This is a genomic window from Streptomyces sp. Tue6028, from assembly GCF_002300165.1.
GTDB classification, from domain to species: Bacteria; Actinomycetota; Actinomycetes; order Streptomycetales; family Streptomycetaceae; genus Streptomyces; species Streptomyces siamensis.
On sequence record NZ_MLCE01000005.1, the window covers coordinates 114,565 to 139,563 of the forward strand.

General features: G+C 73.2%; 26 protein-coding genes. 13 read left to right on the forward strand and 13 right to left on the reverse strand.

The window, feature by feature from the left end:
- Positions 1-119 precede the first annotated feature (119 nt).
- The 5 genes from BKI49_RS04305 to BKI49_RS04325 all read right to left on the reverse strand — a co-directional run bounded on the left by BKI49_RS04305 (position 120) and on the right by BKI49_RS04325 (position 6,570).
- Entirely contained in the window at positions 120-3,122 is a 3,003-nt protein-coding gene (locus tag BKI49_RS04305; RefSeq protein WP_095932846.1) for an AAA family ATPase, read from the reverse strand.
- Positions 3,119-4,282, reverse strand: coding sequence for an exonuclease SbcCD subunit D (locus tag BKI49_RS04310; protein ID WP_095932847.1), 1,164 nt, complete (start codon positions 4,280-4,282; stop codon positions 3,119-3,121). The genes BKI49_RS04305 and BKI49_RS04310 overlap by 4 nt, the downstream gene beginning before the upstream one ends.
- A gap of 94 nt (positions 4,283-4,376) precedes the next feature.
- Positions 4,377-5,003, reverse strand: coding sequence for a YigZ family protein (locus BKI49_RS04315; RefSeq protein WP_095932848.1), 627 nt, complete (start codon positions 5,001-5,003; stop codon positions 4,377-4,379).
- A gap of 218 nt (positions 5,004-5,221) precedes the next feature.
- The gene (locus BKI49_RS04320) at positions 5,222-5,764 is read right to left on the reverse strand and encodes a SixA phosphatase family protein (protein WP_095932849.1); all 543 of its coding nucleotides are present in this window, start codon (positions 5,762-5,764) and stop codon (positions 5,222-5,224) included.
- Complete coding sequence (locus BKI49_RS04325; RefSeq protein WP_095932850.1) at positions 5,761-6,570, reverse strand: hypothetical protein; 810 nt, start codon at positions 6,568-6,570, stop codon at positions 5,761-5,763. Before BKI49_RS04325 ends, BKI49_RS04320 begins: the two co-directional genes overlap by 4 nt.
- A gap of 499 nt (positions 6,571-7,069) precedes the next feature.
- On the opposite strand from BKI49_RS04325, the gene BKI49_RS04330 reads away from it, so the two are divergent.
- The 3 genes from BKI49_RS04330 (at position 7,070) to BKI49_RS04340 (ending at position 9,957) form a co-directional block, all read left to right on the forward strand.
- A complete protein-coding gene (locus BKI49_RS04330) occupies positions 7,070-8,926 on the forward strand; it encodes a TIGR03767 family metallophosphoesterase (RefSeq protein ID WP_095932851.1) in 1,857 nt (618 codons plus the stop codon).
- 84 nt (positions 8,927-9,010) lie between these two features.
- A complete protein-coding gene (locus BKI49_RS04335) occupies positions 9,011-9,418 on the forward strand; it encodes a CoA-binding protein (RefSeq protein ID WP_095932852.1) in 408 nt (135 codons plus the stop codon).
- A gap of 98 nt (positions 9,419-9,516) precedes the next feature.
- Positions 9,517-9,957 (forward strand): GNAT family N-acetyltransferase, encoded by a 441-nt coding sequence (locus BKI49_RS04340; protein ID WP_095932853.1) that lies wholly within the window; start codon positions 9,517-9,519, stop codon positions 9,955-9,957.
- Between the two features lie 37 nt (positions 9,958-9,994).
- Here BKI49_RS04340 and BKI49_RS04345 read toward each other — a convergent pair whose 3' ends face one another.
- The gene (locus BKI49_RS04345) at positions 9,995-10,843 is read right to left on the reverse strand and encodes an alpha/beta fold hydrolase (protein ID WP_095932854.1); all 849 of its coding nucleotides are present in this window, start codon (positions 10,841-10,843) and stop codon (positions 9,995-9,997) included.
- 183 nt (positions 10,844-11,026) lie between these two features.
- Here BKI49_RS04345 and ppk2 point away from each other — a divergent pair, with 183 nt between their 5' ends.
- Positions 11,027-11,911, forward strand: coding sequence for a polyphosphate kinase 2 (gene ppk2 / locus BKI49_RS04350; protein WP_095932855.1), 885 nt, complete (start codon positions 11,027-11,029; stop codon positions 11,909-11,911).
- 113 nt (positions 11,912-12,024) lie between these two features.
- Here the strand turns inward: ppk2 and BKI49_RS04355 are convergent, their stop codons facing one another.
- Entirely contained in the window at positions 12,025-12,384 is a 360-nt protein-coding gene (locus BKI49_RS04355; RefSeq protein ID WP_179332330.1) for an ArsR/SmtB family transcription factor, read from the reverse strand.
- A gap of 17 nt (positions 12,385-12,401) precedes the next feature.
- On the opposite strand from BKI49_RS04355, the gene BKI49_RS04360 reads away from it, so the two are divergent.
- A complete protein-coding gene (locus BKI49_RS04360; protein ID WP_257004614.1) occupies positions 12,402-13,613 on the forward strand; it encodes a cation diffusion facilitator family transporter in 1,212 nt (403 codons plus the stop codon).
- A gap of 66 nt (positions 13,614-13,679) precedes the next feature.
- On the opposite strand, the gene BKI49_RS04365 is transcribed toward BKI49_RS04360, so the two are convergent.
- Both BKI49_RS04365 and BKI49_RS04370 read right to left on the reverse strand, forming a co-directional pair.
- A complete protein-coding gene (locus tag BKI49_RS04365; RefSeq protein WP_095932856.1) occupies positions 13,680-14,237 on the reverse strand; it encodes a YbaK/EbsC family protein in 558 nt (185 codons plus the stop codon).
- Between the two features lie 175 nt (positions 14,238-14,412).
- On the reverse strand, positions 14,413-14,985 hold the full coding sequence (locus tag BKI49_RS04370; RefSeq protein ID WP_028800452.1) for a helix-turn-helix domain-containing protein: 573 nt from the start codon (positions 14,983-14,985) through the stop codon (positions 14,413-14,415).
- A gap of 102 nt (positions 14,986-15,087) precedes the next feature.
- On the opposite strand from BKI49_RS04370, the gene BKI49_RS04375 reads away from it, so the two are divergent.
- Positions 15,088-15,945: an EamA family transporter gene (locus BKI49_RS04375; RefSeq protein WP_095932923.1), complete on the forward strand. Its 858-nt coding sequence runs from the start codon at positions 15,088-15,090 to the stop codon at positions 15,943-15,945.
- Positions 15,946-15,998: 53 nt separating this feature from the next.
- Here BKI49_RS04375 and BKI49_RS04380 read toward each other — a convergent pair whose 3' ends face one another.
- On the reverse strand, positions 15,999-16,796 hold the full coding sequence (locus BKI49_RS04380) for an acyltransferase (protein WP_257004616.1): 798 nt from the start codon (positions 16,794-16,796) through the stop codon (positions 15,999-16,001).
- Between the two features lie 128 nt (positions 16,797-16,924).
- Here BKI49_RS04380 and BKI49_RS04385 point away from each other — a divergent pair, with 128 nt between their 5' ends.
- Complete coding sequence (locus BKI49_RS04385) at positions 16,925-17,458, forward strand: gamma carbonic anhydrase family protein (RefSeq protein ID WP_095932858.1); 534 nt, start codon at positions 16,925-16,927, stop codon at positions 17,456-17,458.
- Between the two features lie 138 nt (positions 17,459-17,596).
- On the opposite strand, the gene BKI49_RS04390 is transcribed toward BKI49_RS04385, so the two are convergent.
- Positions 17,597-18,253 carry a DedA family protein gene (locus BKI49_RS04390; RefSeq protein ID WP_095932859.1) on the reverse strand — a complete coding sequence of 219 codons (657 nt, stop codon included), beginning with the start codon at positions 18,251-18,253 and terminating at the stop codon, positions 17,597-17,599.
- A 239-nt stretch (positions 18,254-18,492) separates the two neighbouring features.
- Here BKI49_RS04390 and BKI49_RS04395 point away from each other — a divergent pair, with 239 nt between their 5' ends.
- The 3 genes from BKI49_RS04395 to BKI49_RS04405 are packed head-to-tail and all read left to right on the forward strand — an operon-like array spanning position 18,493 to position 19,780.
- Positions 18,493-18,957: an SRPBCC family protein gene (locus tag BKI49_RS04395; protein ID WP_095932924.1), complete on the forward strand. Its 465-nt coding sequence runs from the start codon at positions 18,493-18,495 to the stop codon at positions 18,955-18,957.
- Positions 18,954-19,292: an ArsR/SmtB family transcription factor gene (locus BKI49_RS04400; protein WP_095932860.1), complete on the forward strand. Its 339-nt coding sequence runs from the start codon at positions 18,954-18,956 to the stop codon at positions 19,290-19,292. Before BKI49_RS04395 ends, BKI49_RS04400 begins: the two co-directional genes overlap by 4 nt.
- A gap of 47 nt (positions 19,293-19,339) precedes the next feature.
- The gene (locus BKI49_RS04405; protein WP_095932861.1) at positions 19,340-19,780 is read left to right on the forward strand and encodes an SRPBCC family protein; all 441 of its coding nucleotides are present in this window, start codon (positions 19,340-19,342) and stop codon (positions 19,778-19,780) included.
- A 98-nt stretch (positions 19,781-19,878) separates the two neighbouring features.
- Here the strand turns inward: BKI49_RS04405 and BKI49_RS04410 are convergent, their stop codons facing one another.
- Positions 19,879-20,316 carry a DUF4442 domain-containing protein gene (locus BKI49_RS04410; RefSeq protein WP_095932862.1) on the reverse strand — a complete coding sequence of 146 codons (438 nt, stop codon included), beginning with the start codon at positions 20,314-20,316 and terminating at the stop codon, positions 19,879-19,881.
- An 85-nt stretch (positions 20,317-20,401) separates the two neighbouring features.
- Here BKI49_RS04410 and BKI49_RS04415 point away from each other — a divergent pair, with 85 nt between their 5' ends.
- The 3 genes from BKI49_RS04415 (at position 20,402) to BKI49_RS04425 (ending at position 24,190) form a co-directional block, all read left to right on the forward strand.
- Positions 20,402-21,436 (forward strand): DUF8017 domain-containing protein, encoded by a 1,035-nt coding sequence (locus BKI49_RS04415; RefSeq protein WP_095932863.1) that lies wholly within the window; start codon positions 20,402-20,404, stop codon positions 21,434-21,436.
- A gap of 86 nt (positions 21,437-21,522) precedes the next feature.
- Complete coding sequence (locus BKI49_RS04420; protein WP_095932864.1) at positions 21,523-22,551, forward strand: DUF8017 domain-containing protein; 1,029 nt, start codon at positions 21,523-21,525, stop codon at positions 22,549-22,551.
- Positions 22,552-22,786: 235 nt separating this feature from the next.
- Positions 22,787-24,190 carry an MFS transporter gene (locus BKI49_RS04425; protein WP_257004617.1) on the forward strand — a complete coding sequence of 468 codons (1,404 nt, stop codon included), beginning with the start codon at positions 22,787-22,789 and terminating at the stop codon, positions 24,188-24,190.
- Here the strand turns inward: BKI49_RS04425 and BKI49_RS04430 are convergent.
- The gene (locus BKI49_RS04430) at positions 24,152-24,997 is read right to left on the reverse strand and encodes a spermidine synthase (protein WP_095932866.1); all 846 of its coding nucleotides are present in this window, start codon (positions 24,995-24,997) and stop codon (positions 24,152-24,154) included. The two genes, BKI49_RS04425 and BKI49_RS04430, sit on opposite strands and share 39 nt — an antisense overlap.
- Between the last annotated feature and the right edge of the window lie 2 nt (positions 24,998-24,999).

Below are 24,999 nucleotides of genomic sequence, written 5' to 3' on the forward strand. Positions count from 1 at the left end.
CCGGCGCGCCTGACACACGGGGGCCGGGTCGCGCCGGCATGCGAGGGGCGGGCCGAGGGGCACCCGGCCATCCGTCGGTACCGGCGGGCCGCCGAACGACAGGGCAGCGGTGCGCCGTGTCAGTCGACGGCGCCCCTCTGCCGTACGACCGAGCCTGTCCTCCCCTTCACCACTTCCAGTTGGGCGTGCACACGCCGCCGCAGATCGGCGACGTGGCTGACGATGCCGACGCTGCGATCGCGCTCCCGCAACGAGTCGAGGACGTCGAGGACCTCGTCGAGGGTCTGGTCGTCGAGACTGCCGAAGCCCTCGTCGATGAAGAGGGTGTCGAGCCGCACGCCCCCCGCCTCGTCGGTGACGACGTCCGCGAGGCCGAGGGCCAGCGCCAGCGAGGCGAAGAACGTCTCGCCGCCGGACAGCGTCGCCGTGTCCCGCTCGCGTCCGGTCCAGGCGTCGACGACATGCAGGCCGAGTCCGCTGCGGCCACGGCCGGCACGGTCGGCGGAGTGCACGAGCGTGTAGCGCCCGGAGGACATGCGGTGCAGGCGCGCCGTCGCCGCGGCGGCCACCTGTTCCAGGCGCGCGGCGAGGACGTACGACTCCAGGCGCATCTTGCGTTCATTGTCCGCCGACGTGCCCGCCGCGAGGCCGGCCATGCGGGCGACGCGGTCGTACTCCTCGCGCAGCGGGGCCAGCCGGCGTACGCCTCTGTCGGCGCGCCCGGACAGGGCGTCCAGCCCGGCGCAGCGCCGGGCGGCGGCGTCCTGTGCGGAGGCCGCGTCCCGCAGGCGGCGGGCGGCGGACTCGGCGGCCCGCTCCGCGGCGGGCAGGTCGGCGGGCGGCCGCTGGGCGGCGTGCACCGTGTCGGCCTCGGCGAGCACCGCGCGTACGGCCGCCTCTTCCGACTGCCAGGCGTCGAGCCTCCGTTGCAGTTCCCGGTGGGCGGCGTCGTCGAGCAGCGCGGCGGCGGCCGCCCGCGGGGTGTCGAACCCGGCACGGAACGCCGCGTCGGCGAGCCGGGCGTCGGCCTCCTTGAGCCGCTGGGCGGTGTCCTCGGCGGCGCGGACGGCGTCCGCGGCCTCCGTCAGCAGCGCGACCTGCCGCTCCAGCTGTGCGGCGCGCGCGGACACGCTGCCCGCGTCGCCGCGTGCCTGCGTCAACTCCCCTTCGAGGCCGGCCTTCTCGCGGTCCAGTGCCTCGCGGAGGGAGGCGCGCGAGGCGACACGGCGGGCGGCTTCCTGCTGGGCGTCCGTCCGCCGCCTGTACTCGCGCTCCGCCTGCTCCCGCGCCTCACGCGCCGCGTGCAGGCCGGAGGCGGCGGAGCGGGCCTCGGCGTGCCGGTGCTCCAGCTCCTCGGTCTCCTCGGCCAGGCGCGCGGTGGGGGTGTCGCCCGCCTCGGCGGTCGCGGCGGCCAGCGCCTCGCGCACGACGCCGAGCCGTCGCTCCGCTTCGGCGCGCTCCTCGTCGGCGCTCTGGAATCCGGCGAGGGCCCGTTCCTCGGTCTCGCGGTCGACGTGTCCGTCGATCTTCTCTGCCGGTGCCGGGTGTTCGGTGCCGCCGCAGACGGCGCAGGGCTGACCGTCGACGAGGCCCGCGGCGAGTTCCGCGGCGATGCCCTTGAGCCGCTGTTCCTTCAGGTCGAGCCAGTGGGCGCGCGCTTCGGTGGCCCGCTCGCGCGCGGCGAGGGCCCGCTCGTGTGCGGCGTCCGTGTCGCGTGCGAACTGGTCCCTCTGCCGGGCCGCGTCGAGCCGCCTGAGGGCCGGTTCGCGCTGGACGGCGAGCTGCTCGGCGCGTGTCGCCGCGTCCTGTGCGGTCTCGATGTCCGACTCGATGCCGGCGCGGGTGTCCTCCCACGCGGCGAGCCAGACTTCGGTCTCCTGGAGGACGTCCTCGTCGACGCGCTCCTGGCGGTCCAAGGAGGCGCGCTCCGTGGTCAGTTCGGCCAGGCGCCGTTCGGCCCGGCGCGCGGATTCCAGGCCGCCGAGCTCCTCGGCCGCCTTGCGGGCGGCGGTGGCGAGTCCGGGCGCCCCGGCGTCGGCGAACGTCTGCGGCAGACCGGCACGCGCGCGTGCCTCTTCGGCCGCCGCGCGCCGGTGCTCGGTCCCGGCGAGGTCGCGCAGGTCGAGCGCCGGAGCCACCGCCTCGGCCTTGCGGGCGCGCTGCATGCGCGCCTGGGCCTCCTGGTGGGCGTCTGTGCGCTCCTCCAGACGCGTGGCACGCTCCCGAGCCGCGGTGAACCGGCGCCGGAGTCGGTCCACTTCACGTACGTCGTCGAGCTCGCGGTCCGCGGCGGCGTGCGCGGATTCGGCGGCGGTGCGTGCGCAGTGAGCGATCGTGAGGCGCTCGCGGGCGGTGCTGCGGGCGACGGCCGCCCAGGCCAGGACGGACTCCGCGAGGCCCGGTTCACCGGGCTTCAGCTCGGGCAGGGCGATCTCGACGCCGCTCCCGGCCTCCTGTTGCATGCGGTGCGCGTCGGCCAGCAACTCGGCGTCCCCCGCCCGCACTTCGGCCTCGGTGGTGCGGCGCCGCTCGGCGAGGCGCTTTTCGACCTCGGCGAAGCGGTGGGTGTCGAAGAGGCGGCCGAGCAGCTTTCCGCGGGCCTCGGCGTCGGCCCGCAGGAAGCGCGCGAAGTCGCCCTGGGGCAGCAGCACGACCTGGCAGAACTGCTCGCGGCTCATGCCGAGCAGCTGGGTGATCTCCTCACCGATCTCCTGGTGAGAGCGGCTGAGGTCCTTCCAGGAGCCCGCCGACGCGTCGTACTCGCGCAGCCAGCTCTGGGCCTTCTCGGTGGTCGTGCCCGTGCCGCGCTTCTTGGGCCGCTCCCAGGGCGGCTGCCGGGTGATCTCCAGCCGGCGTCCGGCGACGGTGAGGTCGAGGCGGATCTCGGTGCGGGTACCGGGTGCCGCGTGGTCGCTGCGCAGACCGAGGCCTTGGCCCGTCTGGCGGGCGCCCGGCACCGCGCCGTACAGCGCGTAGCACACGGAGTCCAGGACGGAGGTCTTGCCGGCGCCGGTCGGTCCGTGGAGCAGGAAGAGTCCGGCGGCGGACAGCTCGTCGAAGTCGACCGTCTGGGGTGCGCCGAAGGGTCCGAACGCGGTGATGTCGAGGCGGTGCAGTCTCACCGGGCGACCTCCCGCACGGCCTCGTCGGCGCGGACGGCGTCGAAGGCGTCGCTCAGCACGGCCTGCTCGTGCGGGTCGGGGCCCGCACCGCGTACATGGGCCACGAAGTCCTCCGCGATCTGCTCCTCGCTGCGGCCCGCCAGCCGCCGGGCGTAGGAGGTGTCGGGTTCCTCGGGGGCGCGCTCCGGGTCGAAGGCGAGGCTGAGGGTGTGCGGGAAGCGCTCGGACAGCCGGGCCATGGGATCGGCCGGGCGGACCGGGTCGGTGAGGGTCGCCTCGACCCATGCCTCCTCGTGGCGCGCCAGCTCCGGATCGGCGAGGAGGTCGTCCAGGCGGCCCCGGACGCGGGCGAGGGCGCGGGGTACTGGGCAGTCGATCCGCTCCGCTTCGACGGAGCCGTCGGCACCCAGGTCGACCAGCCACATCGTCTTACGGTGGTCGGCCTCCGAGAAGGAGTACGGAAGCGGGGAGCCCGAGTAGCGCACGCGCTCGGTGATGGTCTGGCTGCCGTGCAGGTGTCCGAGCGCGGTGTAGTCCACGCCGTCGAAGATTCCGGCGGGCACGGAGGCGACGCCGCCGACGGTGATGTCCCGCTCGCTGTCGCTGGGCTCGCCGCCGGTGACGAAGGCGTGGGCGAGGACCACGGAGCGGGTGCCGGGCGGGCGGGCGGCGAGGTCGGCGCGGACCCGCTCCATGGCGGCGGCCAGCACCGTCTCGTGTCCCGGCTTGTCCACCCCGAACTCGTCCTTCACGAGGGCCGGTTCGAGGTACGGCAGGCCGTAGAAGGCCACGTCGCCGTGCTGGTCGGCGAGGACGACGGGGGTGCCGCACGCCGAGGGCTCGGTCCGTAGGTGGATGCCGGCCCGGCCGATGAGTCCGGCGCCGACTCCGAGCCGGCGGGCCGAGTCGTGGTTCCCGGAGATCATCACCGTGGGCACACCGAGGTCGGCCAGCCGGTGCAGGGCGTCGTCGAAGAGTTCGACGGCGGCGAGGGGCGGCACCGCCCGGTCGTACACGTCCCCCGACACGACCACCGCGTCGACGCCGCGCTCGCGCGCGGTCGTGACGAGATGGGCGATGAACTCGGCCTGGGCGCCGAGCATGTTCACCCGGTGGAACGCCCGGCCGAGATGCCAGTCGGAAGTGTGCAGGAGCCTCATGATCCCCGAGACTAACGGGCGGGTCGGACATCACGGGCGGCTACTCCCGTGTCCCCCGTCCGCCGTCTCGGCGGTGGGGTGTCCGCTCGGTCCGTCACGCGTCCCCGTACGCCTCTCCCCCGAGTTCGAGTTCCGCCGCCCCGGACGTCGCGTCCGCCAGCCAGGCGCGGAAGGCCTCCACGTCGGCGTCCGGCAGCCCGATCTCGATGGTGACCACCTCGCCGTACCGCACGTCGCGCACCTCGCGCCCGGCGGAGCGCAGGTCGTTCTGCACCTTGCCGGCCCGCTGGTGGTCCACGGTCACGGTGGCGAGCCGGAACCTGCGGCGCGTGATGGTCCCGAGCGTGTCCAGGGCCTCACCCACCGAGCCGCCGTAGGCCCTGATGAGTCCGCCCGCGCCCAGCTTGACCCCGCCGTAGTAGCGGGTGACGACGGCCACGACGTACCGCATGTCGCGGCGCAGCAGCATCTGGAGCATGGGGACCCCGGCGGTGCCTCCCGGTTCGCCGTCGTCGCTCGCCTTCTGCACGGCCGCGTCGGCGCCGATCACGTACGCGTAGCAGTTGTGCGTGGCGTCGGCGTGCTCCTTGCGGACCGCGGCGACGAAGTCCTGGGCCTCCTGCTCGGTGGCGGCCGGGGCGAGGGCGCACAGGAAACGGGAGCGATTGATCTCGGTCTCGTGCACACCCGCGCGGGCCACTGTGCGGTACTCGTCCTGCATCGGGCCAGCGTATGCGCTGCACGCGCGCGTGCCGTACGCCGCCTCCCGCCCCGCACGCCCTTCTCCCGCCTCCGGGCCGGGCCGCCCTTGGTGACCGCTGCGACGGGTGTCGGCAGTGTCACGTCCGAGGGGCTCGTGCCGGCCCCCGCCCGCGGTCTCAGGACCGCGATTCGGCCCCCGCCCGCGGCCTCAGGACCGCGATTTCCTCCCCGGCGCCGTCACGACTTCTTCCCCCTCGGCACCGTCACGTCGGTGAGCAGTGCCAAGGAGGGCGCGAGCTCCTGCCAGCTCCCGCCGTGCCAGGCCAGGACGGCGACGGCCGAGGTCGGGAACTTCGTGCGCACCTGGTCCAGGGTGTCGTCCAGGCCGTCCCCGGCGAGGTCGAGGATGAGGTCCTCGACCCCCGGGTTGTGCCCGATCAGCAGCAACGTCCTGACGCGCTCCGGGACTTCCCGGACGGCCGCCAGCAGCTCGGGTGCGTCCGCCCCGTACAGGCGCCGGTCGAACCGTACGGGAGGCGGGGTGCCCCACTGTTCGGCGGCCAGTTCCCAGGTCTGTCGCGCGCGGACGGCGGTGGAGCACAGCGCGAGGTCGGGCAGCCAGTCGGCGCCTGCGAGCGCCCGCCCGGCGGCCGGGGCGTCACGACGGCCGCGCGGCGCGAGCGGCCGCTCGTGGTCGGGCACGCCGGCGGGCCACGCGGACTTGGCGTGCCGCAGGACCACGAGCCGCCGCAACGGCCCGGCGGCCGCACGCGGTGTCACGACGCCGCTCCGATGTCCCTGGTGAGTTCGAGCCCGAGGAGCCGGTCCGCGTAGGCGTACGTCTCGAAGCGGGCCCCCTCCGGTACGTCGGACTCCTCCACCCACCGCAGGACGCCGAGGACGCCGGGAACGTCCAGGTCGTCCTCCCAGGCGGTGCGCAGTCGCTGCCGTACGTCCTCGGGCACGGGCCGGGAGGGCCTGGTCGCCCAGGCGGCGACCGCGGCGCGCCAGCGCGCGAGCGTGTCCTCGGCATCGGCCAGGGCGGCCGCGTCGAGGCGCAGGGGGTCGTCCCTGCGGTGCTGGAGCAGGGCGAGGCGCAGGACGGTCGGGTCGGGGGCTCCGGTGTCGGCGCCGGGGCCCGCCCCCGCGCCGAGGCCGGGTCCGGTCTCGGGTCCGCCGCCGGGTTCCACGGGGGCGACTCCCACGCGTACGTCCCCGGAGGCCGCATCGTCCGCGGTCCCACCGGGGGACGCCGCGGCGTCCGTCGCCGCGCTCCCGGGCGTGAGGACCTGGAGGGTGTGGGTCGCGCCGAGGCCGCCCGTGGCCTCGCGGTGGTCCTCGAACGGCCGGATACCGAGCGCCGCCGCACTCGCGCGCAGCGCGTCCGGCTCCGCCACGGAGCCGGACGTCGCCCAGACGGGGGTCCCGCCGAGCTCCAGAGCGCGGACGAGGACGTCGGCGACGAGGAGCACCCGCAGACCGGTGGTGTCGAACCCGGGCGGGCGCGCGTGGACGCGGACCAGGCTGCGGCGGGCCGGGACGGCGTCGGTGGGCTCGCCCGAGCGGGCGTCGATGATACGGAGCACGAGGTGAGCGTAGGCGCGCCGGCAGCCGGACGCAGGGAGATGGAGCCCATTCCGGACAGGCGTTCGCGCTTCAAGATGTCCGGCCGGTGCGTCCGACCCGCGTGCGGGCCATGCCGGAGTCCACGCACCGGGCCGGCCGCCGCGCGCATCGGGCGTCGGGCATCGCGCGGTTCGGCGACCATCCGGTTCCGCGATCACCAGGTTCGGCGATCACCCGGCCCGACGATCGCCCGCTTCGGCGATCGCCCGCTTCGGGCACCGGGCACCCGGCCGGGCGACCCGCGCGGCGGACTCACCACCTCGCGCTCGGGCTGCCGTCGACTTCGGCGGCGCATCACACGGCGTTCATGGGGACGCCACACAGGTGCACCGGAAACCTGAATGAGTGGTTCCGCTCAAGGAGGCCGCGCGGCGACGCCGCACGCATCCGACACGGCCGACACCGCCGACACCGGCACCGCCGATCGTGAGAATCACCGGAGACCGAAGGGCCGACCCCATGACGGGCACCGAACCCGCCGCCACGCTGAACCGCCGCCGCCTGTTGCTCGCCTCCGGTGCCGCCGTCGCCGCCGGAGCCGCCGGGACGACCGGGGCGTTCCTGCCCGGCCGACGCCGCGCCGCGACGGCGGACGCCCCCGGGCACCCGGCCACGCGGGCTCCGGCTCCGCGGGCCCCCGCCGGACGGGAGTCCCGAGCCGTCCGGCGTCCCACGCCCTACGGCACGACGACGCTGGAGACGACGGCACGGCTCGGCGGAGCCGCGGGGTCCGGCTCGTACCGGCGGCTCGTCCCGGGCCCGGGCTGGCCGCTCACCGTGCGGACGGAGCTCGCCGCCGCCGTCACCGGGCGCCAGGGCCGGCGTACGACACTGGCCTGCTTCGTCCAGTTCACCGACCTGCACCTCACGGATGTGCAGAACCCACTGCGCACGGAGTTCCTGCGGTCGCGCGGGGCCTCCGCGTGGCGGGCGCAGGAGGCGCTCACGGTGGCGGGCGCGGTGGCGATGGTGGAGCAGGTGAACGCCCTCGGGGCAGGCCCGCACACGGGGCTGCCGCCCGCGTTCGTCATGACGACGGGCGACAACGTCGACAACAACTCGGTGATCGAGCTGGAGTGGTTCCTCACGCTGATGAGCGGCGGCCGGATCACCCCGAACACCGGTGATCCGGCGGCCTACGAAGGCGTCCAGAACTCCGGGCTGCCGCTCTACTGGCACCCGGACGACGCCGCGCTGCGCGACCTGGACAAGCGGCGCGGGCTCCCTCTCGTCCCCGGGTTCCTCGAGGCCGCCACCCGGACGGTGTCCAGCCCCGGTCTGCGCGTCCCCTGGTACTCCACGGTCGGCAACCACGACGACCTGCCCGGCGGTTGCCTCTCGCCGACGCTCCACGACATCGCCGTCGGCTCCCGCAAGCTGCTGTCGGTCCCGGACGCGGACGCCGCCGCCTACGCGCGGGCGCTGCGTACCGGTGACGACCCGCGGAGCGAGGTGCTCTCGTCGGTCCTGCGCAGGCACGCGGCCTCGGCGCGTACCGTGACGCCCGACGAGCGGCGCCGGCCGTTCACCCCGCGCGGCTATCTGGCGGCACATCTCGACCCCGCGCACACCGGTGCCGGTCCCCGTGGCCACGGATACACCGAGGACCATCTCGACGGCGAGCGGATGTACTACAGCTTCCGGATCGCCGAGAACGTCGTCGGCGTGAGCATCGACACGACGTACCGCGGCGGCCACTACGAGGGCTCCCTCGGCAGCGATCAACTGCGCTGGCTCGAACGCACCCTGGCGGCGCACAGTTCCCGGTCGTACGACGCCGACGGACGGCTCGTCCGACGTCCCGGGGCCGACGACGCGCACATCCTGGTCTTCAGCCACCACCACAGCGCCGGCATGACCCGCCGTCCGGACGCCGCCCCCACCGACGAGCGGCGCCACGACGGTGCGGAGGTGGTCGCCCTGCTGAGCCGGTTCCCGAACGTGGTGGCCTGGATCAACGGCCACAGCCACGTCAACCGGATCACCCCGCACGGGCACGCGACGCCGGCACGCTCCTTCTGGGAGGTCAACACCGCGTCCCACGTGGACTATCCGCACCACGCGCGCCTCATCGAACTGGCCGACAACGGCGACGGAACGATCTCCCTGTTCACCACGCTCATCGAATCCGCCGCCCCGCACCGCACCGCCCCCGGCTTCGACGACCTGTCGGCGGTGGGCCTCGCCTCCCTCTACCGGGAACTGGCGTACAACGCGCCCGGCCTCGCCGCGGGGATGTCGGGCGGCGTGCAGGAGGGCTGGGCGGGCGGAGCCGGTGACCGCAACACGGAGCTGCTGCTGGGAATCACCCGGTGACGTCCGCTGTTGTCCCGCTGAGCGCCCCGATACGGGCGTTCACCGTGACGAGCTGCGACGACAGGGACCCCTAGGAGGCCGAGCATGTACGGCGACCCGGCAACGATCCGCAAGATCCTCACCGAGCTGGGCGACACCTGGGCGATCGTCGGCCTCTCGTCGAACGAGCGGCGCGCCGCGCACGGCGTCGCCGATGTCCTCCAGCGCTACGGCAAGCGCATCGTCCCCGTGCACCCGAAGGCCGAGACCGTCCACGGGGAGAGGGGCTACGCCACCCTCGACGACATCCCGTTCGAGGTCGACGTGGTCGACGTCTTCGTCAACAGCGATCTCGCGGGGCCCGTCGCCGACGAGGCGGCGGCCATCGGCGCCAAGGCCGTCTGGTTCCAGCTCGGTGTCGTCGACGAGTCCGCGTACGACCGGACCCGCGCCGCCGGCCTCGACATGGTCATGGACCGCTGCCCGGCCATCGAGATCCCGCGCCTCGGCTGACCCCGGGCTCGGGCTCGCGGCGAACGCGGTGACGGGCGCCCGGAGTGCGCCGGGAATTGTGGTTGACGGCGCGGCCGCGGCACCGGTTTCCTGCTGCGGTGTCCACTCTTCGCATCGAGCAGCCGAACGACGACGCCCGTCTGGAGGACTGGCGGCACGTCCACAACGTGATCGTGCCGGCCGCCGCCATGTCCCTGGACGACGCGCGGGAGCGTGCCCGGCGGTACCGCCTCGAAGTCGCCTACCTCGGTGACGTCCTGGTGGGGTGCACGACCGTGCGCCCGCCCACCGACGACCCCGCCACGGCCACGGTCATCGCCCGTGTGCTCGCCGAGCACCGCGGTCGTGGCTTCGGCGAGGAGCTCTACTCACGCGGCCTCCAGGAGGCGCGCGGGCTGGGCGCCGAGGTGATCGAGACGGTCGTGCTCGCGGCCAACGACGACGGCCTCCGCTTCGCCCTGAAGCACGGTTTCGTCGAGGTGGAGCGCTATGTGCTGCCCGGCGAGAGTGCCGAGTGGATCGATCTGCGACTGGCCTGACGGGTCCCGGAGGGCGGCCCGGCGGACGCCGGGCGCGTCACCGGCCCCGGGCGAGGAACGCCGCGACGGTTCCGCTGAAGCCGCGCGGGTCGTCGAGCCACGGATAGTGGCCCGCGCCCGGGCGCACGCTCAACTCGGCCCGCGGGAAGAGGTCCGCGACGGTCGCGGCGACGCGCGGGAGGGGACCGCTGTCGAGTTCTCCCGCCACGAGCAGGACCCGCGCGTCCCAGGCGGCGAGGGCGGCCCGGGTCTCGGCGGGACGGAAGGCGCCGGGTGCCGCGTACAGCTCCGCGGCCTCCTCGTTGGTCTCCTCGACCTCGGTCGCGGCATGCGCCCGGGCGGTCGCGTCCCAGCTCCCGTAGAAGAAGGGCGTGGCGGCGTCCCAGTCGGCGTCGCTCGCGGTGCCGGCCCAGATCCGTTCGTAGGCGGGGTGCCCGGCCTCGAACCACGGTTCGGCCTTGCGCAGCGCGGCCGCCTCCAGGCGGTGTTCCACGGTGAAGTCGACGCCGAGGGCGCGCGCCCGCCCGGCGACCAGCGTCAGGGTGCGGACGCGTCCGGGATGTCCGGCGGCGTACTGGAGGGCCAGGTCGCCGCCCGCGGAGTGCGCGAGCAGATCCACCCGGTCCAGGCCGAGATGCGCGCGGAGCGCCTCGACGTCGTCGGCCTGCCGGTCGCAGCGGTACGTCGCCGGATCGGCGGGGGTTCCGGAGTCGCCGGTTCCGCGCAGGTCGAGCAGGATCAGCCGGCGGTGCCGCGACAGTCCTCCGAGGTCCCCCAGGTAGGAGGAGGCCCGCATCGGGCCGCCGGGCAGGCAGAGCAGCGGTTCGCCCTCGCCCAGGACGCGGTAGGCGAGGCGGGTTCCGTCGGGAGCGGTGAAGGCCGGCATGCCGCCATCCTCGTGAGCGAGCGCCCTCCGCGGCAATCCGTTTCCCGCGCAAGGCCGTTCATTCCCGCGGACGACCGCGCACGGCCGTGCATTGCCGCGGACCACCGCGCACGCCCTTCGCGTCGGGTTCTCCCGCCGTACGCCTGCGGTTGCTTCCATCGGAGGGACGAAGGTGAGGGCGGGATGACGGAACTGCTGACAGGCATGCGAGTCGACTACACCGACCACGACGACCCCGTACTGATCCGGCCGGACGGCAGCCCGGTGGACACCTGGCGGGAGAACTATCCGTACCCGCAGCGCATGGAGCGCAAGGAGTACGAGTGGCACAAGCGGCTCCAGCAGATCGAGTTGCTGAAGCTGCAGAGCTGGATCAAGGAGACCGGCCGTCGGCTCGTCGTCGTCTTCGAGGGGCGGGACGCGGCCGGCAAGGGCGGCACGATCAAACGGTTCACCGAGCATCTCAATCCGCGCGGGGCGCGGGTGGTGGCCCTGGAGAAGCCGACCGAACGCGAGCGCGGTCAGTGGTACTTCCAGCGGTACGTGGAACACCTGCCGACCGCGGGCGAGATCGTGATGTTCGACCGGTCCTGGTACAACCGGGCCGGCGTGGAGCGGGTGATGGGCTTCTGCACGGACGACGAGTACCGACGCTTCATGCGGCAGGCACCCGCCTTCGAGCGGATGCTCGTCGACGACGGGGTGGACCTGGTGAAGTTCTGGTTCTCCGTCTCGCAGAGCGAACAGCGCACGCGGTTCACGATCCGCCAGGTCGACCCGGTACGGCAGTGGAAGCTCAGCCCCATGGACCTGGCCTCCCTCGACCGCTGGGACGACTACACGGCCGCCAAGGTCGCCATGTTCCGCGAGACGGACACTGCGCAAGCGCCCTGGACCGTGGTCAAGAGCAATGACAAGAAGCGGGCCCGCGTGGAGGCGATGCGCAGCGTCCTGGCGCGCTTCGACTACGCCGACAAGGACGAGGAGGTCGTCGGCAGCCCGGACCCGAGCATCGTGGGCGCGGCGGCGAACCTGCTGGAGGCGGGCGAGGACGACACCGGACACTGAACTCCGGCACCGGACCGGGCCGAGTCGGGGTGGGGTGGGGCGGGCCGGGCCGGGCCGGGCCGGGCCGGGCTGCGGGACGAGGCCCTGCCCCGCGGCCGCACGACGAGAGGCCGTCAGTCGTGCGGCGGACGGTCGCTGATGCGGTGGTCGGCCAGGTTCAGGGCCTCGTCGACCACCCGGCGCAGATGACCGTCACCGAGCGAGTAGATCACCCGGCGCCCTTCCTTCCGGGTGTTCACGAGTCCGGCGAGCCGGAGGCGGGCCAGATGCTGGCTCACGGCCGGTCGGGCGGCCCCGCACGCGTCCGTGAGCGTCGTGACGTCGGCCTCGCCGCCGGTCAGTGCGTGCAGCAACGCGAGGCGCGTGCGGTCGCCGAGGAGTGCCAGCAGCTCGGCGGCGAGAGCGAACTGTCCCTCGCCGGGGGTACGCGGGTGCGCATCATGCGCAGGTGACAGGTGCATGCGTGCGCTCATACGCACATAATGGCCTCATGGACGCCGACACGTCCACTCCCGCACACCGGAAGGGGACTCCCGTGAGCGACCACCGCTACTCGGACGAGGACCACGATCACGGCCACGGCCGTGTGCACGACCACGAGCACGGTCACGGCCACCTCCACGACCGCGCGCACAGCCACGCCCGCTCCCCCGCGCCCGGCTCCTCCCCCAGCGCCGGGCACGGGCAGGGCCACGACCACGGGCACCGCCACGCGCACACTCCGGGGAGCCGTCTGCGGCACCTGATCACGCCGCACTCGCACGCGACCGCCGACAAGGTCGACTCCGCACTGGAGTCGTCGGCGCGGGGCATGCGCGCGCTCTGGGTGTCGCTCGTGGTCCTGGGCGCAACGGCCCTGGCCCAGGCGGTCGTCGTCGTGATGTCGGGGTCGGTGGCACTGCTCGGCGACACCGCGCACAACGCGGCGGACGCCCTGACGGCCGTGCCGCTGGGGATCGCCTTCGTCCTGGGCCGCCGTGCCGCGACGCGGCGCTTCACGTACGGCTACGGGCGGGCGGAGGACCTCGCGGGCATCGCGATCGTGCTGACGATCACGGCGTCCGCGGCCTTCGCCGCCTGGACGGCGATCGACCGGCTGCTCGACCCGCAGCCCGTGCGGCACGTCCCGGTCGTCGCGGCGGCAGCCGTGATCGGCTTCCTCGGCAACGAGTGGGTCGCCCGCCACCGTATCCGCGTGGGCCGAGAGATCGGCTCCGCCGCCCTGGTCGCGGACGGGCTGCACGCGCGGACGGACGGCTTCACCTCGCTCGCCGTGCTGGTGGGTGCGGGGGGCGCGGCACTCGGCCTGCAACTGGCCGATCCACTGGTCGGGTTGGCGATCACCGCGGCGATCCTGGTGGTACTGCGCGATGCCGCCCGGGAGGTGTTCCGGCGGCTGATGGACGCCGTGGACCCGGAGTTGGTGGACCGCGCCGAGCGGGCGCTGCGCGAGGTGCCGGGCGTGCACGGGGTCGGTGAGCTGCGGCTGCGCTGGATCGGGCACCGGCTGCGCGCCGAGGTCGCGGTGGTCGTCGACGGCGAGGCGAGTGTCCGCGAGGCCCACCGCATCGCGGTCGAGGCCGAACACGCCCTGCTGCACGCGGTGCCGAGACTCACCGCCGCGCTGGTGCACGCCGACCCGGCGACCGCGCCCGGGGAGACGGACCCGCACCTGGCGCTGGCGCACCACGCGGCGGCCTGACCGCCGCGCGCTCGACGGCCGGGCGCCCTCGCGGGCACGGGCCCGGACGCCTCGCCGAACCGCGGGTCAGGTGACTCCGAGCCCCTCCAGCACCACCGCGTTCGGCAGCTCGGCGAACATCTTGCCCGGCACCAGCAGCTTGCCCCGCCGCCGCCCGCTGCCGACCAGCACATAGGGCAGTTCGACGACGGCCGAGTCCACGAGCAGCGGCCAGTCGGCGGGGAGCCCCAGCGGCGTGATGCCGCCGTACTCCATGCCGGTCTCCCCGGTCGCCGTGTCCATCGGCGCGAACGAGGCCTTGCGGGAACCGAGTTGACGCCGCACGACTCCGTTCACGTCGACGCGGGTGGCGGAGAGGACGACGCACGCGGCGAGCGTGGTCTCGCCGCCCCGCTTGCCCGCGACGACCACGCAGTTGGCGGACTGGTCGAGCAGCTCCGCTCCGTAGTGCTCGACGAACGTGGCGGTGTCGGCCCAGTCGGGCTCGGTGTCGACGTAGACGATCTGGTCGGCCGGGGTGCCGCCCCGCCACTCGCGTACGGCGTCGGCGACCGGCCGGGTCAGTTCGTCGAGGCAGTCGGGGGCGGGCGTGGCGGTGTCGAAGCGTCCGATGGGTGCGCGCATGACGGCACGCTAACAGCCGTGCCGGCGGGGTCGGCCGGACGTCTCGGCACGCGAACGGCACGGCCCGCGGGACGCCTCGGTGCGCGAGGAGCAGGACCCACGGGACGCCTCGATGCACCAGGAACACGGCCCGCAGGACGCCTCGACGCACGAGGAACAGGACCCGCGCGACGCCTCAGTGCACGAGGGGGACGGACACCGCCATGACCATTTCGACCGGCACGTCACCGTCGTTGCCGTACCGGTGCGGGGTGTTGGCCTCGAAGGACGCGCTGGCGCCGGCGGGGACGAGATGCTCGACCCCGTCGACGGTGAGGGTCAGTTCGCCCTCGGTGACGTGGACGAGTTCGACCGTGCCCGTCGGGTGCGGGTCCGAGGGGCTGCCCTCGCCCGGCATCAGCCGCCAGTCCCACATCTCCAGCGGACCGGGGGCCTCGGTGCCCGCGAGGAGCCGGTTGTAGCTGCCCGCTTCGGTGTGCCACAGCCGCACGGCCTGCTCGGCGGGGACGATACGGACCTTCGGCCCCTGCTCGTAGTCGAGCAGGGTCGTGATGCTGACACCGAGGGCGTCGCCGATCTTGACGACGGTGCCCAGGCTGGGGTTGGTCCTGGCCTGCTCGATCTGGATGAGCATGCCGCGGCTGACCCCGGCGCGTGCGGCGAGCGCATCCAGGGTGAAGCCGCGCTCGGTGCGCCAGCGCTTCACGTTGCGCCCCAGCGACTGGGTCAGCAGGTCGAGGTCCGACACATTCCGTCCAATATTCTGGATGACAGAGTTCAATCAGGTGAACTATTGTGTGGTGCACCCGATCGTTCACCGAACTGTACTGCGAGGGGCCCGATGACGGCACTGCCAGCATTCTTCGCCCTGGCGACCAGCCTCATGTGGGGCCTGGCCGACTTCGGCGGAGGGCTGCTCACCCGTCGCATGCCGGCCCTCACGGTGGTCGTCGTCTCCCAGTCGATCGCCGCCGTGGTCCTGGGGGCGATCGTCGTGGCCACCGGCGGCTGGAGCGCGTCCGGACCGCAGCTGTGGTTCGCGTTCGCCGCGGGCCTGGTCGGCCCGGTCGCGCTGCTCTCCTTCTACAAGGCCCTCGCCCTGGGCCCGATGGGCGTGGTCTCCCCGCTCGGTTCCCTCGCCGTGGCCGTCCCGATCACCGTGGGACTCGTCCTCGGGGAGCGTCCCGGGCCGATCCAGTTCGCGGGGATCGCGATCGCCGTCGCGGGCGTGATCCTCGCGGGCGGACCCCAGTTGCGGGGCGCTCCCGTGCAGCGGCAGGCGATCCTGCTCTCGCTGCTCGCGGCGCTCGGCTTCGGCACGGTCTTCGCCCTGATCGCGGAGGCGTCGTCGTCGGTCACCGGACTCTTCCTCGCCCTCTTCGTGCAGCGCGTGACCAATGTGGCCGCGGGCGGCGCGGCGCTGCTCGCCACCGTCGGGCGCGGCGCCCGGGCGCTCCCCGAGGGCGGCTTCCCCTGGCCTTCCCTGCCCGCGCTCGCCTTCGTCGGACTCGCCGACGTCGCGGCCAACGGCACGTACTCCGTCGCCGCCCAGCACGGCCCGGTCACCGTGGTCGCCGTCCTCGCCTCGCTGTACCCGGTGGTCACGGCACTGGCGGCGCGCGGCTTCCTCAGCGAACGGCTCCGCGGAGTGCAGGCCGCGGGCGCCGGCCTCGCCCTCGTCGGCACCGTGCTTCTGGCGACGGGCTGACTCCGCGTCCGACACGAAGCGCGGAAGGCCGAGGCCGCACGGCCGGCACCCGTTCAGGACTCCGCGCGCACGTCCCCGGTGGCGTCCTCGGCGTCGAGGTCGAGTTCCGCGAGCCGGGCCGCGGCCTCTTCGTCGAGCCCGGAGAGTGCCAGCAGCTGCTCCGGGGTCACGCCGTCGGGAATCGGCACGGGCGCCGGGGTCCGCAACGGCGGCTGCCAGCCGGCCACCGGGTCCCAGCGCCGCACGACGCGCGCCGGAGCGCCCGCCACCACGGCGTGGTCCGGCACCTGACCGCGCACCACTGCACCGGCCGCCACCACGACGTTCCGCCCGATGCGGGCGCCCGGCAGGATCACCGCGCCGGTCCCGATCCAGCACCCGGGCCCGATCTCCACGGGTTCCATCCGCGGCCACTGCTTGCCGATCGGCTCGTGCGGATCGTCGTACGAGTGGTTGGTGGAGGTGACGTACACGTACGGTCCGAAGTAGCAGTCGCTGCCGATCGTCACCGTCGTGTCGGCGATGACGTGGCTGCCGCGACCCAGGACGACACCGTCGCCGATGCGCAGGATGGGGTCGGGTCCGAGGTCCAGGTCGGGCATCAACCCGGCGGTCAGCGTGACCTGTTCGGCGACGATGCAGTGCGAGCCGAGATGGATCCAGGGTTCGCCGAAGACCGTGCCGAGCGGGAACGCGAGTCTGGTACCTGTTCCCATCGACCCGAAGCGGAAGCGCCCCGGGCGCTCGGCCGAGACGGCTCCCGTGCGCTGCACCCAAGCCCAGCCCGCGTGGACGGCGCGCTGAGCCAGGCGCCGCCGCCATGATGAGAACGTGTTCTTGCTCTTGGGCACCCGCTCACCGTACTCAGCGCGAGCTGCGCCGATGAGCTCGTGCGGCTGTGATCTTCACCCCACCGGAGCAGCAGGCGATGGCATACGGTGCCGGTGTACCGACGCGACGAGAAGACGGTGGGGCGGCGATGACGCAGCAGGCGTTGATCATGGGGATCGGCGGCAAGGACCCGCAGGTGGACCAGGAGGCCTTCGCGGCACCCACCTCCGTGATCATCGGGGACGTCACCCTGCACGCGGGTGCGAGCGCCTGGTACGGCGCGGTGCTGCGCGCCGACTGCGGTCCCATCGTCATCGGCGCCGACAGCAACGTGCAGGACAACTGCAGCCTTCACGTGGACCAGGGCTTCCCCATCACGATCGGCGAGCGGGTCTCCGTCGGGCACAACGCGGTGGTACACGGCGCCACCGTCGAGGACGACTGCCTCATCGGCATGGGCGCCACGGTGCTGAACGGCGCGGTGATCGGCGCCGGTTCGCTGGTGGCCGCGCAGGCGCTGGTCCCGCAGGGGATGCAGGTGCCCCCGGGCTCCCTCGTCGCGGGCGTGCCCGCCAAGGTGAAGCGGCAGCTGACCGCCGAGGAGCGCGAGGGCATCTCGCTGAACGGCACGCTGTACGTCGAGCTGGCGAAGGCCCACCGGGCCGCGCACGAGGAGAACTGAGCCCCGCCCCTCAGCTCAGCCCGGTCTCCCGGTCGCCCGGTCGCTGTCGCCGTTGACGACGGTGCGGCCGAAGCGGCGCGGCACGGGAGGGCCGGGTGCGCCCGAAGACGACCAGGGCTCGGACGCCCGCCGTCCGGTTCAGTCGCCGGCGGGCGCCGCGACCGGCTCCACGCCGGCCTCGGCCCGCTCGGCCGACGCCCGCTTCGCCTTGCGCTTGACGATCAGCATCGAGGCGAGGCCGACGAGCACCGCCGCGACGAGACCCAGCCACGAGAAGCGCTTCAGCCAGGACTCCGCGACGACACCGACGTAGTAGATGACCGCGGTGGTGCCGCCCGCCCAGACGATGCCGCCGAGCACGTTGGCGATCAGGAACTTCCAGTACGGCATCCGCAGCACGCCCGCGAGCGGGCCGGCGAAGATCCTCAGCAGGGCGATGAACCGGCCGAAGAAGACGGCCCACATGCCCCACTTCTGGAAGGAGCGCTCGGCCGTGGCGACGTGCCCCTCACTGAAGTGCCGGGGGAACTTGGCGCCGAGCCAGGCCAGCAGCGGACGCCCGCCCTTGCGGCCGATGGCGTATCCGATGGAGTCGCCGACGATGGCGCCCAGGCTGGCGCAGGCACCCAGGACGACCGGGTTGATGCCCTCGTGCTGGGAGGAGAGCAGTGCCGCCGAGACCAGGATGATCTCGCCGGGCAACGGGATGCCCAGACTCTCCAAGCCGATGACCAGGCCCACGAGCGCATAGATGCTGACCGCGGGCACCGTCTCGAGCCAGTCCTGGACGTGCAACGCCGGTACCTCCCGTTTCACTGTGCCTGGTCCGGGCACATGCGCCGCACATGATCACCCGGGGTGCACTTCCCCCTGAGTACACGCCGGAAGCCTACCTGGTCGGTCTCGCCCGACGGAGGCCCCGAGGGTGCCGCGGAGCTCACACCTGACCCCCATCGAGCAACCAAAGGTTGCACATCACGGAGGAGCGCTCTAGAGTGATACGCAACTAAAGGTTGCACATGGAGGTCGGTGGGATGGAGTACGGCAGCATCGAGCGGGAGATCTACGTCGAGGCCACGCCCGAGGTGGTCTACGAGGTGGTCAGCAGGCCCGAGCACCTGCGGGAGTGGTGGCCGGACGAGGCGGAGTTCGAACCGGTTCCCGGCGGCACCGGAGTCATCACGTTCGGCGACGCGGCCACCCCCGAGGCGACGGCCGTGCCGCTCACGGTGGTGGAGGCCGACCCGCCGCGGCGGTTCTCCTTCCGGTGGGTGTACGACGAGGGCGTGACCGCGTCGGCGTCCAACTCCCTCCTGGTCACCTTCGACCTGGTCCCGTCCGGCGCGGGCACGCTGCTGCACCTCACCGAGGCCGGGTTCCGCGAGAAGGGCTGGGAGGCGGCCGTCCTCGAGGAGCAGTACCTCGACCACGTGTCCGGATGGGATCACTTCCTGCCGCGCCTCGTCTCCTACGTCTCCCGGCTGGTGTCGGCGTCATGAGCGTCACCGTCGACGACGACCTCTGGTCGGCGGTCGGGGACCCCATACGACGCCGGATGCTCGACCTGTTGCTGAGCGGCGGCGGTGGTACCGCCACCACGTTGAGCGAGCGGCTGCCGGTCACGCGGCAGGCGGTGGCCAAACACCTCGGCGTGCTCGACCGGGTCGGTCTGGTCCATGTCACGCCGTCCGGACGCGAGCGTCTTTATCAGGTCGACGAGGCCCAACTCGCCCGTGCCGTGGCGCAGTTGTCGTCGGTCGGAGCCGCGTGGGACGCCCGGCTCCAGCGCATCAAGCGGATCGCCGAAGCGATCCAGCGCAGCAAGGACAGCTGACCGACCGCGCCCGCGCACGGGCGCCCCCATACGAAAGAGGTATCGAGATGGTGGACATCCTGCACAGGATCGGCGCCACGGCGTCGCCCGACGACGTCTACGCGGCCCTGACCACGATCGACGGGCTGTCGAAGTGGTGGACCGAGGACACGGAAGGCGACAGCGAGGTCGGGGGCGTCGTCCGGTTCCGCTTCGCGCCCGGCGGGTTCGACATGAAGGTCCTGGAGGCCCAGCCCGCCGAGCGCGTGCTCTGGGAGGTCGTCGACGGCCCCGAGGAGTGGATCGGCACGCAGATCACGTTCGAGCTCAAGCAGGAGGACGGCTTCACGATCGTGCTGTTCCGGCACGAGGGCTGGAAGGAGCCGGTGGAGTTCATGCACCACTGCAGCACCAAGTGGGCGACCTTCCTGATGAGTCTCAAGAAGCTGGTCGAGACCGGCAAGGGTGATCCCGCGCCGCACGACGTCATGATCAGCAACTGGCACTAGCACCCGTCGGTCGGCCGTAGGCCCAGGGACCTTCGCCGGCACGGCGAGGGCCCCGGCCGGGGCGTACGTCCCGGCCGGGGCCCTTGCCAAAAGGCGGCTCAGCCGTTCGGACGCAGCGTCCAGACGACCGTCATCTCACCGGTGACGGCTCCGTCAGCGCGCTGGATGGCGATGGCGACCGGGAACTCGGGACGCCGGCCGGCGTCGAGTTCGGCGACGACGTCGGCGGCGGGCCGGCCCAGGGTCGCGGTGGCCGTGACGGGCCCCATCGCGAGCTTCTTGTAGGCGATCTCGGCGCTCACCGCGAGCGGCACGGCGCGCGAGAGCTGGTCCCCGAACGCGGCGAGGACGATCGCTCCGCTCGCCGACTCCCCCAGCGTGAACATCGCTCCGGCGTGCGGCCCGCCCACGTGGTTGTGGAAGTCGCTCTGGTCCGGCAGCGCCACCACGGCCTTGTCCGGGCCGGTCTCCACGAACTCGAGGTTCAGGGTCCGGGCCATCGGCACGGTGGCGGCGAGCATCTCGCCGATCGTCATCTGGTCTGCGCTCATACCGGCATGTTACCCGTGAGTAGCAACCCTTGGCCAGCGCGCGCCGATCACCGCCGTATCGTTACGCCCCATGTGGCCAGGAGAGCAGCCGCCCGCGGGCGGACAGAATCCCCAACAGCCCACCGGGGGCGGACAGTCGAACCCGCAGCCGTACGCCGGAGCGGGAGGAACGGGCCCCCTGCCGGACGCCGGAGCCGGGCAGCCGAACCCGTACCAACAGCCGGGGTACCAGCAGCCCAATCCCTATCACCAGGCACCGGCCCCCTGGAACGCCCCGACGGTCACCGCGGACTCCGCGACACCGCCCGCGGGCCGCGGCGACGGCAGGCGGACGAAGGTCGTCGCCCTGGTCTCGGCCGCGGCGGTCGTCATCGGCGCCGGAGTGACCGGCTTCGTCCTGCTCGGACCGGGCAAGGACGACGGGGCGGGACCCGAGCCGACCGGGTCGCCGTCCGCGCCGTCGAGCCCGGCGAGCGATCCGCGGGGCACCGAGGGCGCCGAGAAGCCGACCGTGGCCGGCTGGAAGACCGTGGTGAACCCCAAGCGCGGCATCGCCTTCGACGTCCCCCCGCAGTGGGGACTGAAGTCGACGGGCTGGGTCACCTACGTCTCCGAGGACGACGACCCCCGGGACGAGCCCCTCGCCGCCGTCGCGGCCCCCGCGCTCCTGAAGGAGAAGTGGTGCGGCTCCGACGACGACAAGGACGGAACCGAGGACTACACGATGCTCGCGGGCGCCGGAACCAAGCGGAACAACGGGGCGAGGAGCCCCGAGGCGGCGGCCCGCGACGACGCCGCGGCATGGGTCTACGGCGCCTACACCCAGCCCGACAAGGACCTGGTGACGTCCGGCGCCGTGGAGCCGTACACGACGAAGTCCGGCATCAAGGGCAGTCTGGCCACGGCATCGTCGTCGGGTGTGGAGAAATCGAAAAAGTGCGCCGGCGACGGGAAGGCGACCGTCTTCTCCTTCAAGGACCCCTCGAACGACATCGTTTCGTGGGAGTTCTTCGGGGCGAAGGGGGTGTCCGAGGAGGTCTCGGACACGACGGTGCGGAAAATCGTCTCCACCGTACGGCTCTACGACGTCCCCCCGGCGTCCTGACTCGTTGCCCGAGTCACTGATCCGGTACACGTCTGACGAAACGCGGTGACCCAAACGTGTCACGGGCGGCACTAGGGTTACTGCCCATGTGGCCAGGACAGCAGCCGCCCGGGGGCGAGCAGAACCCGCAGGACCAGAACCCGTACCAGCAGCCGGGGTACCAGCAGCCGAATCCGTACCAGCAGCCCGGCTACCAGCAGCCCGGGTACCAGCAGCCCAACCAGTACGGGCAGCCGCAGTGGGGTTCCCCGTCGGAGCCTCCCGGCGCGCCTCAGCCGGCGGGGGGCAGCGGCGGCGGTGGCGGCGGCAACAAGACGAAGATCACGGCGATCGTCGCGGCCTCGGCCGTGGTGATCGCGGCCGGAGTCACCGGCTTCCTGGTCCTGGGCGGCGGCAACGACGACGACAAGGCGGGCGGCAAGCCGTCCAAGTCGCCCAAGAAGTCCGCCTCCACGTCGGCGAGCCCCAGCGGCGACGACAACCCGCGCGGCGGCGACGAGGAGAAGGCGACCATCGCGGGCTGGAAGGTCGTCGTGAACCCCAAGTGGGGCACCGCGTTCGACGTCCCGGCGGACTGGGAGGTCAAGACTCCCGGCACCTTCATCGGCTTCGAGGACGACAAGAAGGGTGACGGCTCGGCGCTGATCGGCATGTCCGCACCCGCGTTCCTCAAGGAGAAGTGGTGCACGTCCGACGACGACAAGGACGGGTACAAGAGCGACACCGCGCTGGCCGCGGCGGGCACCAAGGGCCAGAGCGGCGCCAAGAACACCGACGACGTCGCGCGCAACGACTCGGCGTGGTGGGTCTTCGGCGGCTACACCGACCAGAAGAGCGCCTCGAAGAAGCTGCTCACCATCGGCAAGCCGAAGGCGTACACGACGACGTCGGGTGTCGAGGGCAGCGTCGCGACCACGTACTCGTCCGGTGTGCCCAAGAAGGGCAAGTGCGACTCCAACGGCAAGGCGACCACCTTCGCCTTCAAGAACTCGGCGGGCGACTTCGTGTCCTGGACCTTCTACGGTGCCAAGGGTGTGAGCGAAGAGGTGTCGGACGCGACCGTGCAGAAGATCCTCAGCACGGTACGACTGCACGGTGACCCCACGGGGTCCTGAACCCCGAGGGACGGTCCGAGCCCGCCGAACCGCCGCGACCGTCCTTGAGCGACCGTCCCGAGGCGGCGGCTGCGACAGCCGTCCGAGCACGGGGCGTCCGCCCCGCCCGAGTCCGCATTCCCGCGTCCTCCCTGGCCGCCGCGCACCCGCGCGGCGGCCGGGCGGCGACCCGGCGATGTCCGACAGCGGCCTAATCGGTTTGGCAAGCAGTGGCTCCTGCGGCGATAGTCAGCCGGTGAACACTGCCGCCGACTCCCCGCGCCACCTGCGCCGTCCCTCCTGGGCGGGCCGGAACTACACCCTCCTGACCGCCGCCGCGGTCGTCACCAACCTGGGCAGCCAGGGCGCGCTGATCGCCGCGGCCTTCGCGGTTCTCGAATCGGGCGGCGACGGCGGCGACGTGGGCCTCGTGGCGGCGGCCCGGACCCTGCCGCTGGTGCTCTTCCTGCTGATCGGCGGTGCGGTCGCGGACCGGCTGCCGCGGCATCGGGTGATGGTCGCGGCCAACGCCCTCAACTGCGTGTCCCAGGCCGTGTTCGCCGCCCTGGTGATCAGCGGTGACGCGCGGCTGTGGCACATGATGCTGCTGTCCGCACTCGGCGGCACCGGGCAGGCGTTCTTCAACCCCGCGGCGGAGGGCATGCTGATGTCCTCGGTCGCCGGGGAGCAGGCGAGCCGCGCCTTCGCGATGTTCCGGATGGCGATGCAGGGCGCGGGGCTGGGCGGCGCGGCCCTCGGCGGCGCGCTGGTGGCCGTCCTCGGGCCGGGCTGGGTGCTCGCCGTGGACGCGCTGGCGTTCGCGCTCGCCGGTGCGCTGCGCTCGTTCCTCGACGTCAGTCACATTCCGCCGCGCGAGCCCGGCGGCGGGCTGCTCGCCGATCTCCGCGACGGCTGGCACGAGTTCGTCGGCCGGCCCTGGCTGTGGACGATCGTCGCGCAGTTCTCCGTGGTCGTCGCGGTCGTCGGCGCCGCGGACGCCGTGTACGGACCGCTGGTCGCCCAGGACAGCCTCGGCGGTCCGGGTCCGTGGGGCCTGGCCCTCGGCGCGTTCGGCGCCGGGACCGTCGGCGGTGCGCTGCTCATGACCCGCTGGAAACCCCGTCGGCTGCTGCTCGCGGGCACCCTCTGCGTCTTCCCGCTGGCCCTTCCCGCCGCCGCGCTCGCGGTCCCCGTGCCGGTGGGCCCGCTGTGCGCGGTGATGTTCGCCAGCGGTCTGGCCATCGAGGTGTTCGGTGTGTCCTGGATGACCGCGCTGCACCAGGAGATCCCCGAGGACAAGCTCTCGCGCGTCTCCGCGTACGACTGGTTCGGGTCGATCGCCATGGTCCCGCTGGCCACGGCGCTGGCGGGCCCCGTGGAACAGGCCGTCGGGCGCACGACCGCCCTGTGGGGCTGCTCCGCGCTGGTCGTGCTGGTCACGGCGGCGGTGCTGTGTGTGTCCGACGTGCGGAACCTGACGCGGCGGACGAAGGAGCTGGCGCACGGCGCACCCGGGCGCGGGGCCGACGCGACCCCCGGTGAGGCGGCCGTGGCGGACGGCCTGACCAGGGCCGCGGCCGTGGCCGGCGGTTCCCCCACGGCGACGGCCGGCGCGGCCGGGTCAGCCGATGCCGAACGCTCCGGCGGGCGGCTCGGGTGAGGCGACCGCGTCCTCGTCACAAACGGGTTCCGCGGCGCCGGTGAACTCCCGCAGCGCGGGGCCGTGTTCCACCCGCGCGGGGAAGGCGTCGGCGGCCGTCCGCCGGGCGAGGGCGGCCGTGTCGAGGGGGCGGTGGGAGGCCACGAGCACGGCGTTGCCGAAGCGGCGGCCGCGCAGTACGCCGGGTTCGGCGATGAGGGCCAGCTCCTCGAACACCGCGGAGAACGTGGCGAGCTGGGAGCGCAGGAAGTCGAAGGGCGCGGCGTCGGCGAGGTTGGCCAGATAGACACCGTCGGCGCGCAGCACCCGCTCGGCGGCGCGCGCGTACGCCAGCGTGGTCAGGTGCGCCGGTACGCGTGAGCCGCCGAAGACGTCCGCGATCAGGATGTCCGCGGAGTCGGGCGCCGCCGCTTCGAGCCAGGCCCGGGCGTCGGCGCCGTGCAGGGCGACATCGACGTCCTCGGGCACCGGCAGGTACTCGCCGACCAGGGAGAGCAGTGCGCGGTCGGCGTCCACCACGTCCTGCCGGGAACCGGGCCTTGTCGCGGCGACGTAGCGGGGCAGGGTGAGCGCCCCGCCGCCGAGGTGCAGGACGTCCAGCGCCCGGCCCGGCGCCGCCACCGTGTCCAGCACATGCCCGAGTCGGCGCGTGTACTCGAACTCCAGGTGTGTCGGCTCGTCGAGATCGACGTACGACTGCGGTGCGCCGTCCACCGTCAGCAGCCATGCCCGTTCCCGGTCGACGTCGGGCATCAGCTTCGCGGTGCCGTGATCCACGGCGCGCGTCACGGGTATCGGCTCGTCCACGC

Excerpts from the sequence above, each read along its gene's own strand:
- BKI49_RS04310 (WP_095932847.1), bottom strand. The coding sequence starts at position 4,282 with ATGAGGCTCCTGCACACTTCCGACTGGCATCTCGGCCGGGCGTTCCAC.
- BKI49_RS04315 (WP_095932848.1), bottom strand. The coding sequence starts at position 5,003 with ATGCAGGACGAGTACCGCACAGTGGCCCGCGCGGGTGTGCACGAGACC.
- BKI49_RS04330 (WP_095932851.1), top strand. The coding sequence starts at position 7,070 with ATGACGGGCACCGAACCCGCCGCCACGCTGAACCGCCGCCGCCTGTTG.
- BKI49_RS04335 (WP_095932852.1), top strand. The coding sequence starts at position 9,011 with ATGTACGGCGACCCGGCAACGATCCGCAAGATCCTCACCGAGCTGGGC.
- BKI49_RS04345 (WP_095932854.1), bottom strand. The coding sequence starts at position 10,843 with ATGCCGGCCTTCACCGCTCCCGACGGAACCCGCCTCGCCTACCGCGTC.
- ppk2 (WP_095932855.1), top strand. The coding sequence starts at position 11,027 with ATGACGGAACTGCTGACAGGCATGCGAGTCGACTACACCGACCACGAC.
- BKI49_RS04355 (WP_179332330.1), bottom strand. The coding sequence starts at position 12,384 with ATGAGCGCACGCATGCACCTGTCACCTGCGCATGATGCGCACCCGCGT.
- BKI49_RS04360 (WP_257004614.1), top strand. The coding sequence starts at position 12,402 with ATGGACGCCGACACGTCCACTCCCGCACACCGGAAGGGGACTCCCGTG.
- BKI49_RS04365 (WP_095932856.1), bottom strand. The coding sequence starts at position 14,237 with ATGCGCGCACCCATCGGACGCTTCGACACCGCCACGCCCGCCCCCGAC.
- BKI49_RS04385 (WP_095932858.1), top strand. The coding sequence starts at position 16,925 with ATGACGCAGCAGGCGTTGATCATGGGGATCGGCGGCAAGGACCCGCAG.
- BKI49_RS04395 (WP_095932924.1), top strand. The coding sequence starts at position 18,493 with ATGGAGTACGGCAGCATCGAGCGGGAGATCTACGTCGAGGCCACGCCC.
- BKI49_RS04400 (WP_095932860.1), top strand. The coding sequence starts at position 18,954 with ATGAGCGTCACCGTCGACGACGACCTCTGGTCGGCGGTCGGGGACCCC.
- BKI49_RS04405 (WP_095932861.1), top strand. The coding sequence starts at position 19,340 with ATGGTGGACATCCTGCACAGGATCGGCGCCACGGCGTCGCCCGACGAC.
- BKI49_RS04410 (WP_095932862.1), bottom strand. The coding sequence starts at position 20,316 with ATGACGATCGGCGAGATGCTCGCCGCCACCGTGCCGATGGCCCGGACC.
- BKI49_RS04415 (WP_095932863.1), top strand. The coding sequence starts at position 20,402 with ATGTGGCCAGGAGAGCAGCCGCCCGCGGGCGGACAGAATCCCCAACAG.
- BKI49_RS04420 (WP_095932864.1), top strand. The coding sequence starts at position 21,523 with ATGTGGCCAGGACAGCAGCCGCCCGGGGGCGAGCAGAACCCGCAGGAC.